The sequence below is a fragment of the Paenibacillus sp. EPM92 genome, assembly GCF_016586185.1.
Lineage (GTDB): Bacteria > Bacillota > Bacilli > Paenibacillales > NBRC-103111 > Paenibacillus_G > Paenibacillus_G validus.
The window spans coordinates 44,359-57,347 of the sequence record NZ_BCPS01000042.1; the positions used below are offsets into that span (position 1 = coordinate 44,359).

The 12,989-nt window shown below is 48.7% G+C and carries 16 protein-coding genes and 1 pseudogene; 14 read left to right on the forward strand and 3 right to left on the reverse strand.

Annotated features, from left to right (window positions below; translation table 11 throughout):
* Nucleotides 1-89 precede the first annotated feature (89 nt).
* A pseudogene (locus tag JMF85_RS27975) lies at nt 90-185 on the reverse strand (hypothetical protein); the annotation flags it as partial.
* Nucleotides 161-685: a LytS/YhcK type 5TM receptor domain-containing protein gene (locus tag JMF85_RS27980; protein WP_236595770.1), complete on the reverse strand. Its 525-nt coding sequence runs from the start codon at nt 683-685 to the stop codon at nt 161-163. The gene JMF85_RS27980 and the pseudogene JMF85_RS27975, both read right to left, overlap by 25 nt.
* Before the next feature lie 174 nt (nt 686-859).
* Here JMF85_RS27980 and JMF85_RS07750 point away from each other — a divergent pair, with 174 nt between their 5' ends.
* From JMF85_RS07750 to JMF85_RS07815, 14 genes are all read left to right on the forward strand, one after another.
* On the forward strand, nt 860-1,030 hold the full coding sequence (locus JMF85_RS07750) for a cytochrome c oxidase subunit 2A (RefSeq protein WP_127608124.1): 171 nt from the start codon (nt 860-862) through the stop codon (nt 1,028-1,030).
* Nucleotides 1,031-1,055: 25 nt separating this feature from the next.
* Nucleotides 1,056-1,526 carry a cytochrome c oxidase subunit II gene (locus JMF85_RS07755; protein ID WP_054796962.1) on the forward strand — a complete coding sequence of 157 codons (471 nt, stop codon included), beginning with the start codon at nt 1,056-1,058 and terminating at the stop codon, nt 1,524-1,526.
* A gap of 26 nt (nt 1,527-1,552) precedes the next feature.
* A complete protein-coding gene (locus JMF85_RS07760; RefSeq protein ID WP_155615646.1) occupies nt 1,553-3,205 on the forward strand; it encodes a b(o/a)3-type cytochrome-c oxidase subunit 1 in 1,653 nt (550 codons plus the stop codon).
* A gap of 154 nt (nt 3,206-3,359) precedes the next feature.
* Nucleotides 3,360-4,361 (forward strand): globin-coupled sensor protein, encoded by a 1,002-nt coding sequence (locus JMF85_RS07765; RefSeq protein ID WP_155615647.1) that lies wholly within the window; start codon nt 3,360-3,362, stop codon nt 4,359-4,361.
* A gap of 111 nt (nt 4,362-4,472) precedes the next feature.
* Nucleotides 4,473-4,985 (forward strand): acyl-CoA thioesterase, encoded by a 513-nt coding sequence (locus JMF85_RS07770; RefSeq protein WP_054799966.1) that lies wholly within the window; start codon nt 4,473-4,475, stop codon nt 4,983-4,985.
* A 172-nt stretch (nt 4,986-5,157) separates the two neighbouring features.
* Nucleotides 5,158-5,364: a spore coat protein gene (locus JMF85_RS07775; protein WP_127608121.1), complete on the forward strand. Its 207-nt coding sequence runs from the start codon at nt 5,158-5,160 to the stop codon at nt 5,362-5,364.
* A 17-nt stretch (nt 5,365-5,381) separates the two neighbouring features.
* A complete protein-coding gene (locus tag JMF85_RS07780) occupies nt 5,382-5,741 on the forward strand; it encodes a spore coat protein (protein ID WP_054796963.1) in 360 nt (119 codons plus the stop codon).
* 20 nt (nt 5,742-5,761) lie between these two features.
* Complete coding sequence (locus JMF85_RS07785) at nt 5,762-6,898, forward strand: zinc-dependent alcohol dehydrogenase (RefSeq protein WP_127608120.1); 1,137 nt, start codon at nt 5,762-5,764, stop codon at nt 6,896-6,898.
* Between the two features lie 57 nt (nt 6,899-6,955).
* Nucleotides 6,956-7,156, forward strand: coding sequence for a hypothetical protein (locus tag JMF85_RS07790; protein ID WP_054796964.1), 201 nt, complete (start codon nt 6,956-6,958; stop codon nt 7,154-7,156).
* Between the two features lie 11 nt (nt 7,157-7,167).
* Entirely contained in the window at nt 7,168-7,467 is a 300-nt protein-coding gene (locus JMF85_RS07795) for a spore coat protein (RefSeq protein ID WP_054796965.1), read from the forward strand.
* A 207-nt stretch (nt 7,468-7,674) separates the two neighbouring features.
* Complete coding sequence (locus tag JMF85_RS07800; protein ID WP_054799954.1) at nt 7,675-8,451, forward strand: IclR family transcriptional regulator; 777 nt, start codon at nt 7,675-7,677, stop codon at nt 8,449-8,451.
* 311 nt (nt 8,452-8,762) lie between these two features.
* Nucleotides 8,763-10,115 carry an aromatic ring-hydroxylating oxygenase subunit alpha gene (locus tag JMF85_RS07805; RefSeq protein ID WP_127608119.1) on the forward strand — a complete coding sequence of 451 codons (1,353 nt, stop codon included), beginning with the start codon at nt 8,763-8,765 and terminating at the stop codon, nt 10,113-10,115.
* Complete coding sequence (locus JMF85_RS07810; protein WP_054799956.1) at nt 10,115-10,615, forward strand: 3-phenylpropionate/cinnamic acid dioxygenase subunit beta; 501 nt, start codon at nt 10,115-10,117, stop codon at nt 10,613-10,615. Before JMF85_RS07805 ends, JMF85_RS07810 begins: the two co-directional genes overlap by 1 nt.
* A gap of 62 nt (nt 10,616-10,677) precedes the next feature.
* Entirely contained in the window at nt 10,678-12,138 is a 1,461-nt protein-coding gene (locus tag JMF85_RS07815) for an aldehyde dehydrogenase family protein (protein ID WP_155615648.1), read from the forward strand.
* A gap of 216 nt (nt 12,139-12,354) precedes the next feature.
* Here the strand turns inward: JMF85_RS07815 and JMF85_RS07820 are convergent, their stop codons facing one another.
* A complete protein-coding gene (locus tag JMF85_RS07820) occupies nt 12,355-12,957 on the reverse strand; it encodes a CAP domain-containing protein (protein WP_155615654.1) in 603 nt (200 codons plus the stop codon).
* Nucleotides 12,958-12,989: the final 32 nt, after the last annotated feature.

Consider the following 12,989-nt stretch of genomic DNA (forward strand, 5'->3'; position numbering starts at 1 on the left):
AAGTTAATGATCCCGTGTCGTTCGGCAGGAGGCTTGGCTATGGAGAGATACTCCGTTATGATCGATTCGGTTCTTTGAATTTCATCCAAACTGATATCAATATACTGCCTAACCTTTTGAAGCTCTCGAGGCTTTTCCCGGATCAGTACCAGGAAGCCTTTCACGGCCGTGAGAGGGTTGCGCACCCATGGGCGAGCGAAGCCGCCATATGACTCATCGCTTCCATTTTTTCATTTTGAGCGTGCTTAATAAAGATTTCCTTGTTGGAAACAGATTTGCTGAACAAAGACATCAGCAGCCAGATTCCTATTGAGTTTTGGACGGGAATAACAACGATGTGGAAGGCAAGATGTTTGGTAACATAGGCAGGGAAAAATAAATACGTAAGCGCTAGCGGGAACAACGAGAATACGATTCCAGCCCAAAAAGTAACCAGCGATTTCCGCAATGTCGTTCTGTAGATGTTGTGAAAAAACAGGGAGAAAGTAAAGGTGAAGGCTATGATGAGGACAGCGACCCATGTTCCTTCGCCGCCAAGATATAAACGGTAGATGATGAACTCAAGGAGAAGAAGAAGGCCTGTTTGGATACCGCCAAACACCAGCCCAAAAAACATAATGACATAACGGATGTCAAAGAAAACGCCGTTTACCACACTGGAAGCAAAGGTCATGGAGAGCAGCAAACAGATAGAGCTTGTCAGGAGAATGAAGGCGAAACTCGGCAATGTTCTTCGCGAACAAACCAGGAAACAGCGGCAGCCCGCTTGTGCAAAAAATCACAGATGGATCGCTATGCGATCGATACAATAGAAACATGAGAAACGTCAAACCGCGCTTCAAATGAGGGAGGGGTTAAAGTGAGCGCCGACTTGCAGCAAATCAAGGAGCGAACGGAGTCTAGGTCCATACCGGAACAGCCTAACCAAGAAACGGAATTCAAAGGCACGTTTGTCAGCGTCATGGCGCTGGGTGCATTTGTGGTGTTGATGTGGCTGGCGGTTTTCATCCTGTTCATCGTTCGACAATAACGAAATAAAGAAAGAAGGAAAGCCGATGCACATTCATCGTTTGGAGAAAATCTGGCTCACATTCGGGTTAGCCATGCTGTTTGTATTTCTCGGTATTTTGGGCATATCCGCTTTTGCCATGGGCGCTCAGCCACCCAGCCCGCACCGTCATATGATTGATCCGACCCGGGTACAGGAAACCGCCCCGTTCGATGCGCCGGGCATCAAGCAGGTTGCGGATGGCGAATACGAGGCTGTGATGATTGCTTACGCATTCGGATATTCCCCGAACAAAATGGAAGTGCCAGCCGGGTCTACGGTTCATTTTACGATTACCAGCCCGGACGTGATCCACGGCTTTGAAATCCCGGGGACCAACGTGAACATGATGGTGATTCCGGGGGAGGTCAGTCAAATTTCCCACAAATTTACGAAGCCAGGCGAGTATCTCATCCTGTGTAATGAATATTGCGGCACCGGTCATGAATATATGAATACCGTCATTGTCGTGAAATAAGCGATTTCAAAAGGGAAGGGAATGCCATGAATTCAAATCAATCGCAATCATTCAACCGTAGAGACGGGGCGCTTGTCGTCGCCCATATTGTGTTTGCTTTCGTGGCGCTGCTGCTTGGAGGCATTGCCGGTTTGCTGCAAAGCGTCGTGCGCGGAGGGATGTATACGCTGCCTGGAGGCATCGGCTATTATCAGCTTCTCACCGCCCACGGCGTGCTGATGGCGCTTGTCTTTACCACTTATTTTATTATCGGCTTCCTGTATTCGGGAGTTTCCAAGACGATGGGCGGCGAGCTGCTCCCCCTAACGCACCGGCTTGGCTGGGCGGGGTTTGTCCTCATGTCGCTCGGCACACTGATCGACGTAGTCATGATTTTGTTGAATAAAGCAAGCGTGTTATATACGTTTTACGCGCCGCTTAAAGCTTCTCCGTACTTTTACATCGGTTTAGCTTTGGTGGTGGTAGGCAGCTGGCTCAGCGGCTTCGGCATTTTCTATCATTACATGTATTGGAAAAAAACGCATCGCGGCAAGCTATCGCCGCTGTTCGGATTTATGGCGGTCTGCACCATGCTGCTCTGGCAAATTGCGACGATCGGCGTGGCGGTCGAGGTTCTCGTTCAGCTGATCCCCTGGTCGTTCGGCTGGACGGAAAAAATCAATGTCATGCTCAGCCGCACCTTGTTCTGGTATTTCGGTCATCCGCTCGTTTATTTTTGGCTGCTGCCCGCCTATATTTGCTGGTATGTGATCATTCCCAAAATCATCGGCGGCAAAATATTCAGCGACGCCTTGGCGAGAATGTCGTTCATCCTGCTTCTGCTGTTCTCCATTCCGGTCGGTTTTCACCATCAATTGACGGAGCCGGGCATCAGCCCGCTGTGGAAATTCATCCAGGTCGTCCTCACGTTCATGGTCGTCGTACCGTCGCTCATGACCGCTTTCTCCCTGTTCGCTTCCTTTGAGTCGGCCGGCAGGGCTAAGGGTGCCCGCGGTTTGTTCGGCTGGGTGAAGCTGCTTCCCTGGAAAGATGTTCGCTTCTTCGCGCCCTTCATGGGCATGCTGGTCTTTATTCCGGCAGGGGCGGGCGGCATTGTGAATGCAAGCAATCAGATGAATGTGGTCGTGCACAATACGCTGTGGGTGACGGGACACTTTCATTTGACGGTGGCGACCAGCGTAGCGCTGACGTTCTTCGGCATTACGTACTGGCTTATCCCGGCCGTCACCAACCGGCTGCTGACACCGCGGATCAACAGGCTGGGAATAATTCAGACGGTAATCTGGTGCGTCGGCATGTTATTCATGTCGGGCGCGATGCACACCGTAGGTCTGTTGGGTTCGCCAAGGCGAACGGCCTATACGACGTATGGGGACCATCCGGATGCGGTGCTGTGGATGCCCTACTATGCGGCGATGGCGATCGGAGGCATCATCCTGTTCATCGCGCTGGCGTTGATGATATATAATGTTGTGGCCCTGCTGCGCGCTCCCAAAGGATACACAGAGTATCCGATCGGCGAGGCGGCGGAACCGGAAGAAGCGACTCCGCGGTATTTAGAGCGCTGGAAAGTGTGGATTGCTCTAACGGTTGTGCTCATTTTATTCGCTTATACGATTCCCGTGATGGATATGTTCGGTCATGCGAGTACGCAATCACCGGGTTATGTGACGTGGTAATAGGTTCTCATTAAAATATGCAGGGATGAAGCCGCTCAGGGAAGCGGCTTTTTTCATGGCCGCAGGCGTGTGATATACGTCACACTTTTTAAGCAATTAATATTTTATGCTAATGAATATGAATTAGATGAATGCTGACTTGGGGGATGAGTGCATGGAAGGTTTATCGGGTCGACGCAAAGAGCAGCTGGACTACATCGGCATAACGGCCGATGATTTATTGCTTCTGCAAAATAAAAAAGCGGAATTTTCAAAAGTCGTAAACGTACTGGTGGACGAGCTCTATGAACGCATTATGCGTCAGTCCGAACTTAGGCGAATTATTGAAGCCCATAGCACAATCGATCGGCTTAAAGAGACGCAGAGATGGTATTTTCTCTCTCTGACGGAGGGGAAGATCGACGAGTCTTTTATCAACAGGAGACTTTTTATCGGCGGGGTGCACTCCAGCATCGGGTTAACGACACAGTGGTATCTGGGAACCTACATGCTTTATTTGGATCTCGCCACAGCCCATTTCCAGCATGTGCTTCCGGACGAATGGCTGCCGGTTATTCAAGCCGTTACCAAGATGTTTAATTTTGATTCGCAGCTGGTGCTTGAAGCTTATGAGGCCGGAGAGAAGCAAAAAGTGGAAAAGCTTGCCGAAGAACGCGGACATCTCCTGGTAGGAATAAACGCTGCCGTGCAAGATCTGGCCTCGATGATGGTTGAACTAAGCGGGAGTACTCAATCGGTGGCGGAAACGGCCATCCGTACCGCGGAATCGCAGGAAAAGTCACTGGACACCGTGTATGAGCTGACTCAGGAAATTGAATATATTCATCATATGGGCTCGCTTATGGAAGAGATATCCTCCCAGACGCAGCTGCTTGGGCTTAACGCGGCCATTGAAGCCGCCCGCGCCGGCGAGCTGGGTCGCGGCTTTGAAGTCGTCGCCAATGAAATCCGTAAGCTCGCCGCGAAATCCAAAGAAGCCCTTGTACAAATCCATGCCAAGCTTGACATCATACTGCGCTTGCTGCAAGAAGTCAAATTGGAGTCGGAGCAGACGACCCATCAGGCACAAACGCAGGCCGCCAGCTCCGAAGAGCTGTCATCGTTCGTTCAAATGATTGAAAAAGTAACGGCGGAGCTGGATCAATTGAATCCTTAAGCAAGCTTGGCACATCGGGGCGTAACCTATATACTGGAAATTGTAAACAAGCATAACGGACCTGAAGTTGGGGAGACTGTTCATCATATTGAAGAAAGTGACGTGTTGGGATTGGAACAAAAATATGTAAGGGAAACAAGATGCTTCAAAATTTCCAGAGTATTTCCGCCCGATGTAAACAATCATAATACGATGTTCGGCGGCAAATTAATGTCTCAAATCGATGATATTGCTTCCATATCGGCCTCCAAGCTGTGCCGGGTTACTGCAGTTACGGCCTCGATGGATTCGGTGGATTTCTTGTTTCCGATCCGGCCAACGGACAGCGTGGCGTTAGAGTCTTTTGTTACATGGACAGGCCGGACCTCGATGGAAATATTCGTTAAAGTCATTACGGAGGATTTGCGCACCGGAGAACGAAATATAGCCGCCACGTCCTTCATAACATTTGTCGGGCTGGATGAAAACAATAAGCCCGTTCAAGTTCCCCAGATCGTCCCTGAGACTGAGGAAGAAAAGAAATTGTTCGAGACGGCGGCCCACCGGGCGGAAATGCGCAAAATTCGAAGGGAAGAGAGCAAGAAGTTCGCCGATTATTTGATCACGAACTATCCTTGGGAATAAAGGACGGCTTCAGGACTGCCGAATACCGAATCTAGACCGCGTGTCGTATGGACGACAAGCGGTTTTTGTTTTTTTTTATACCTAAAAAATGGCCGGGACAATATATGTTACGTCACTGTATAAGCCTTATTTCTGAGGATAAAATAGCTCTGTTGAACAGGAGGTGATGAACATGTCTCAACACGGCTTGGCGCCGCATGAATCGATGGAAATTCATGAGATGCTCAATTTTAAAACGATTTGCATGACGAAATCGAAAATGATGCAGGGATTGGTGTTCAATAAAGACCTCAAAGCATTGATGCAAAAAGATGTAGATCAATCGATTAAAGCTATTCAACAGCTTCAAGGCCTGTATGCCAAATTCCCGATTCAATAATTGGAGGTGCCTCGATTATGGAAGATTATTTAGATCCCCGAAACGCCGAGGGGATGCCCGATCAAGCCGATTCGCTGTTTGCGCTTGACTTCTTGCTCTCCGCCAAAAACGGGGTAAGAAACTGCGCCATTGCATTAACGGAAGCCATAACCCCCGAAGTCAGAACCGTATTGAAGAATCAATTGAACGAAGCTCTTGCGCTGCATGACGAAATCAGCCGGCTGATGATACATAATGGCTGGCTGCATCCGTACGATGTCAACGAACAATTCCCGATCGATCTGAAAGCCGCCCAGACCACGGTTCAAATCGCCCAAATGAAGCTCTTTCCCGAAGATACCTCTCGACTCGGCTTATTCGCGACACCAGACAAATAATAGGGAGGAACAACAATCACATGAAAGCCGTCACCTTTCAAGGCATTAAAAATGTCGAAGTCAAAGAGGTTCAAGACCCCAAAATCGAAAAAGCAGACGATATGATCGTCAGGCTGACAACGACAGCCATATGCGGATCGGATTTGCACCTGATTCACGGCATGATCCCCAATTTGCCTACGGATTATGTGATCGGTCATGAGCCGATGGGGATTGTTGAGGAAACGGGTCCGGGAGTAACCAAACTCAAAAAAGGCGACCGGGTTATCATCCCGTTCAATATCGCCTGCGGCGAATGCTTTTACTGCAAGCACCAGCTGGAAAGTCAGTGCGATAACTCCAATAAAAACGGAGATATGGGAGCCTACTTCGGGTATTCCGGAACGACGGGCGGGTATCCCGGAGGGCAAGCGCAGTATTTGAGGGTCCCTTACGCCAACTTCACGTCCTTCAAGGTTCCGGAAGGCTCGGAGGTGGAGGATGAGAAATTGGTGTTGTTGGCCGACGCCATGTCGACGGCTTATTGGAGCATAGACAATGCCGGGGTGAAAGACGGGGATACCGTGATCGTCCTTGGCTGCGGCCCGGTCGGATTGCTTGCACAAAAGTTCGCTTGGCTGAAAGGGGCGAAGAGGGTAATTGCCGTCGATTACGTCGATTACCGGCTGGAGCATGCCAAGCGGACGAATAAAGTGGAAACGGTCAATTTCGAACAGGAAGAAAACATCGGAAATCATCTGAAGGAAATAACCCAGGGCGGGGCGGACGTTGTCATCGACTGTGTCGGCATGAGCGGAAAGATGAGCCCCATGGAGTTTCTTGCATCGGGTTTAAAGCTTCATGGCGGTGCAATGGGTGCAATTGTAATCGCTTCTCAAGCTGTACGAAAAGGCGGAACGATTCAAATCACAGGGGTGTACGGGGCGAGGTACAATGGCTTCCCGCTGGGCGATATTTTCCAGCGCAACGTGAACATCCGAACAGGGCAAGCGCCGGTTATCCACTATATGCCTTATCTGTATAACTTGATCGCTGAAGGTAAGGTCGATCCCGCCGATGTCATTACCCATGTGCTGCCGTTGGAGCAAGCGAAGCACGGTTATGAAGTTTTCGACACCAGAACGGATGGCTGCATTAAAGTCGTTCTGAAACCTTAAGCGGTTTGAAACCTGGGGAAGTCCGCTGCACGACCAAGCATAGGAGGCTGTGAAAAGATGAATAATAGGTTCGGGTTACATGAAACGCTGGAGCTTCATGAAATTGCCTCATTCAAAACCGTCTGCTTGACGAAGTCCGTAACGATGCAGAGGTTGGTATCAGATCCGGCGTTGAACGATATCTTGCAGCAAGACGTCCAGTCATCAACCAGACAGATTCAGGAGTTAAACGATCTGTTATCCCAAGCGATCAGGTAGGAGGCGAGTTAATGAACACGATTCTTGAGCATTTAACGGGAATGAATACGATGACCGATCAAGTCATTGCGACGGATTTTCTTATAGCGGCCAAAAACAGCGTCATCACGTATGCCTTGGCTCTTACAGAAACCGCGACTCCTGAAATTAAGGATGTCTTACGCAGACAGCTGGAGGAAGCGATTCTTACTCACGAACAAATTTCCAATTATATGGTGCAGAATGGCTTGTATCATCCATATGAAGTGAAGGAGCAGCTTCAGCTCGATATGACGAATATTCAGACGGCTTTAAATCTTGTATCCCAATAGGACGAACAAACACCCACCGATAAGCTTAACGGTGGGTAATTGACGTCACTTGCAAATCTATCAATCTCTTATGCAAAAACATAGATGATTAGCACATCGCTGCTAAAAGTGTGGTATAATGCGAATGGAATGCCGAAACCTTCACAATAACTTACATAATCGGCACATACAGGATGCAATCTAATTTGATGAACCGGAGTTTTGACGATGCGGGAATTGAATGTGGAACCAGTTAGAGCGGTGGAGCGTGCCATCCAAATTTTAAATTGCTTCAGCTTTGAGCGGCCGGATCAATCCATCGAAGAAATTATTAGAAAAACAAAATTGGCCAAAGCGACGGTCTATCGGCTGCTGTGGACGCTGGAACGAAATGGACTTATTCATTATGATCCGAAAGAGAACACGTATCGTCTCGGCTATAAATCGCTGGAATACGGGGGGATTGTTCTAGAGCATCTGGATATCCACCGGGAAGCTGCACATTACCTGCAGGATTTACAGGAACTAACCGGTCATTCTGCGGTGCTGGCGGTTCCCCAGGGTGAAACGCTCCAGTATCTCATGAGGTTTGACAGCGACGAGGGCTTCCAGCCCCGAAACTTTATAGGCCGAAGGCGTATCCTCCATAACGGAGCCCTCGGAATCGTCCTGCTGGCTTATATGGAGCCGGAATTTGTACGCGATCTTCTCCGCCGTTACCCGCTCGAAGCTTTTACGCCGGATACCATGACGGATCATGCACGTTTTATCCAGCGTCTGGAGGACATTCGGAAAGAAGGCTTCTTTGTGGATGCGGGGGAAACTTTCAGCGGTTTTACGGCCATCGCTGTTCCTGTATTTGATAGCAAAGAAAAAGCGATAGCGGCCATCGGCGTTTCCGGATCCAGCTTCAAGATGGAAGGGGAAGCAAGAGAACGATTAATCCATCTGACGAAAGAGACCGCCCTGAAAATATCGCTGCGGATGGGCTACATCATTAAATAAAATCGATCACTCCAGGAGGGGTGATTTTTTGTTTTTCGGAATGAATATTGAACAAACGAAAAGAGATTTTTAAATTGACATGTGCAATGAAATTGGATATATTTGAAATATCAGATCACTTGATGATTCGCCAGTTCACTAGATGAATCAGAGTAGAGGATATCGTATTCTCGTCCATGATCAGCTATACGGAATTCATAATGGAGATGTCCTTCATTCCTCGTCTAGTGTCATGTTTCACAACAGTGGAACCGCTTACTATTAGGTTTGAAAGCGCTTTTTTAAATTCGGGCAAGGAGGTAGAGGTTCAGATGACAAGAAATACGTTAGACAAAAAAACGCTCGAGGTTTTAAAGCAAAAAATGTCGGAAGGTTTGCTGCCGCAGTGGGTCTTAACGGATCCGGAAGTTTACCAGTTGGAACTTCAAAAGGTATTCGGGCGTACGTGGCAGTTTTTGGCGCATGAATCGGAATTCAAAGAGCCGGGCAGTTATGTAACGCGGTGGATGGTTAACGATCCTGTATTGCTCGTCAAAAACAGCGCAGGGGAGATCAAGGCTTTTCTCAACTCCTGTACACATCGGGGAACACATTTATGTACAGCCGATTTCGGGAAAAAGAAAACGTTTACATGTGCTTATCATGGATGGAGCTATAACACGGATGGCGAATTGATCGGAATTGTAGCCGGAGACAAGGTGTACGGAGAAGAGATGGACAAAAGCGAGTGGGGCCTTCGTCCGATTCCTAAGGTAGCCATGTATCAAGGCATGATTTTCGGAAACCTGGATCCTGACGCCATCTCACTGGAAGAATATTTAGGCGATATGAAATGGTACTTCGACATGCTGCTCGGCAGAAGCGACGGCGGCATGGAAGTCCGGGGAGTTCCGCAACGCTGGGTAGCCCAAGCCAACTGGAAGAGCACAAGCGAAAATTTCTCTGCCGATCCGTATCACGTGCAGACGGCGCACCGCTCAACGGTGGAGATGGGAATCAGTCCCAAAGATCCTTTATATGCAGGATATGGCCATCAAGTCGTTATGGAGCACGGGCACGGCATTAACGTGATCACGTCCGCTACAGGCCGATCCATCCATCGCTATCAGTCAACGCCTGAATCGATGTGGCCGATGTTCGAGCGAAACTTGACTCCCGAGCAAGCGGACATCTTATCCAGAACGACCGTCTTTGTAGGGGGCGTCTACCCGAATCTTTCCTTCGTCAGCCCTATTCACGGAACGGAAGGACATTTGCACAACTACTTGAATTTCCGGGTTTGGAGGCCGCTGGGACCCGATAAAGTGGAAGTTTGGTGCTGGTTTATGATCGATAAGGCCGCGCCGGAAGATTACAAGCAGGAAGCGTATAAAGGCTATATCGGTTCCTTCGGCACTTCCGGTACTTTGGAGCAGGACGACACCGAGATATGGGCCCGCGTCGTTCAAGCCAGTAAGGGATTGATGGTCAGAGATAAAGAACTGAGCTACAACAATGTCAGCAATTATCTCATGGGATTCGGTCATGTGGACCCTGATCCGTCCTTCCCGGGACCCGGCGTCGCTTATCCGACCTGCTACATTGACGCCATATCCAGAAGTATGCACGAGTATTGGCTGGAACTCATTACGAAAGATATAAATGATTCTGAGGAGGGTTGCTAATGAACCCGCAATTGCACTACGAAATTAGCAGATTTCTCCAAGACGAAGCGTATTTGCTGGATCATCGGAAATATAAAGAATGGTTAGAATTGCTGGCCGATGACCTCATTTACCGGATGCCCGTCCGTGTGACGACCGAAGAACGGGGCGGCTCCAATATCGTCGATGAGATGACGCATTTGGAAGAAACGAAGAAGTCGCTGACCACCAGGGTGAACAGGTTGTATACGACTTCGGCTTGGGTTGAAAATCCGGCGCCGCGGCAGCGGCATTTTATTAGTAACATCACGGTCGATCCCGGTCTTCAGCCCGACGAATACAAGGTTCGAAGCTACTTTTTATTCCACCGGAGCCGGGGCTCGGATATTGAAACCGAGAAGATGTTCGGAGAACGGGAAGATGTGATACGCAAAGAGAATGGAGAATGGAAGCTTGCGTCGCGAACCATTTATCCGGATCAGGCTGTTTTAGGAGTTATGAATCTTAGTATGTTTTTGTAAAACAATTATAAAAACGCTTACAGCTGTTTGGAATAATAACCATATAAGGGAGCGACGAAAATATGACACGTTACGAGGATTTGAACCAAAGCTATATCAATGGCCAGTGGACGGAAGGCTCTAGTGAACGGACCTACGATATTTTGAATCCTTACGATAATTCCGTTGTGACATCTGTGCGTTTAGCGTCGGTCAAACAGCTGCAAGAAGCATTTGATGGTGCGAAGCAAGCCCAGAAGGAATGGGCGAAATCTTCCGCGGAACAAAGAAAAGAAGTCATTCATAAGGCCATCGAATATTTACAAGCGAATCGGGAGTCGATTACTGCCGTGATTAGCCGGGAAACGGGCGGCACCGTTCTAAAAGCCAACGTGGAACTGCATCTGGCTATAGAAGTGATGGAAGAAGCGATTCGTCTTGCCGATGAAATTTATAAGGTTAGGGAAGTTCCGTCCGGTATCGAAGGCAAGGTCAATCATATTCACCGTCTTCCTTTGGGCGTGATTTCCTCCATATCTCCGTTTAACTTCCCTATGAACTTATCTATGCGCACCATTGCGCCGGCTATTGCCTTGGGGAACAGCGTCGTGCATAAGCCTGATATTCAGGTTGGCTTGACGGGCGGGTCCATTATCGCGAAAGCGTTCGAGCATGCAGGTCTTCCTGACGGCGTGCTGCAAGTGATTTTGACCGACCTGACCGAAATCGGAGACGAAATGCTTACGAATCCGCATGCCCAAATGATCAGTTTCACCGGTTCGACGGCGGTTGGAAGACACATTGGCGAGATTGCGGGCCGGAACCTAAAGCGTGTTGCCCTTGAGCTTGGAGGGAACAGCCCGTTCGTCGTTTTATCGGATGCGGATGTAGACCGGGCTGTGGACGCCGCGGTCTTCGGGAAATTCATTCATCAGGGCCAAATTTGTATGATTATTAATCGAATGATTATCCATAAGGATAAGTACGATGAGTTCGTCCAGAAGTTTGTGGAACGCGCCAAAGCTCTTCCTTACGGCGATCCGAGCGATCCGAAGACCGTTATCGGTCCTCTAGTCAATGAGCGTCAGCTTCAGAAAGCGCTTCAAGTGATTGAGGAAGCCAAACGTGACGGCGTGAAGATCGCATTGGAAGGAAAACGTGAGGGCAATGTTCTGACTCCCTATGTATTTACGGAAGTCGATAATTCCAGTAATCTTGCGCAATCCGAGCTGTTCGCACCGATCGCTACCATGATTAAAGCGGAAACGGACGAAGAAGCGATTAGACTGGCAAGCGATACGGCCTATGGTTTAAGCTCGGCGATCTTTACGTCCGATCTGGCCAAAGGAGAAGAGCTTGCCCTGCAAATCGATAGCGGTATGACGCATATTAACGACCAGACGGTGAACGACAGCCCTAATATTCCGTTCGGAGGAAATAAGGCAAGCGGGCTCGGCAGATTCGGGAATCCGTGGATTGTCGAGGAGTTTACCATCACCAAATGGGTTTCCATCCAAAATACCTATCGTCATTTCCCGTTCTAATTTCATTCCTTTCCATCGCTAACATAAATAAAGGTATCCGGGGTTTGTTCCAGATGAACTTACTCCGGATGCCTTTTTTTATTATTTTGAGCGTCATATTTATGAACGAATGAGTCCCGAGGCATGAGGGAATGCTCCATAGTAGGAGAACAGCGGCCGATCCCGAAGGTGATCGGGAAACGGCCGCTGCCTGTAACGTGTTTGTCTGATTGCTTATTAGTTAGCAATAAATTCTTGCACCCAATAATTATTATAATAGCCAACGCCAATTTTCGTGAAGTTTGGACTCAAAATATTTTTACGATGACCGGAGCTGTTCATCCAGGCCTTCATGACTTCTTGCGGACTTTTCTGTCCCATAGCTATATTCTCGCCGGCATACGTATACCGGATGCCGTACGATTTCATCATATCAAATGGGGAACCATAAGTTGGTGAAGTATGGCTAAAGTACTTGTTATTGTTCATGTCTTTTGCTTTATCCAGCGCCATGGCCGACAAGGCTTTGTCATAAACTAATGGCTTCAGACCGGCTTTCGCACGTTCCTGATTGACCAAGGCAACGACTTGATCGGCATAAGAGGATTGAGCCGAGGTCGGCGTTGTTGTTCCTTTCGCAGCGCCAGGAACGTTCAATACCATGCCCGGCCAGATAATATTCGGGTTAGCCACCTGAGGATTTTGCCTGATCAGGGTGCTGAGCGGTATTCCATACTGCTTGGAAATCGTCCACATCGTATCCTGGCCTTTAACCGTGTACGTAGCGGCTGAAGCAGCCCCTGCCCCAACGATCATGCTTAAAGCAATCACGCCAGTCATAGCGGTTTTCTTGAAGTGCTTCACAACTATCT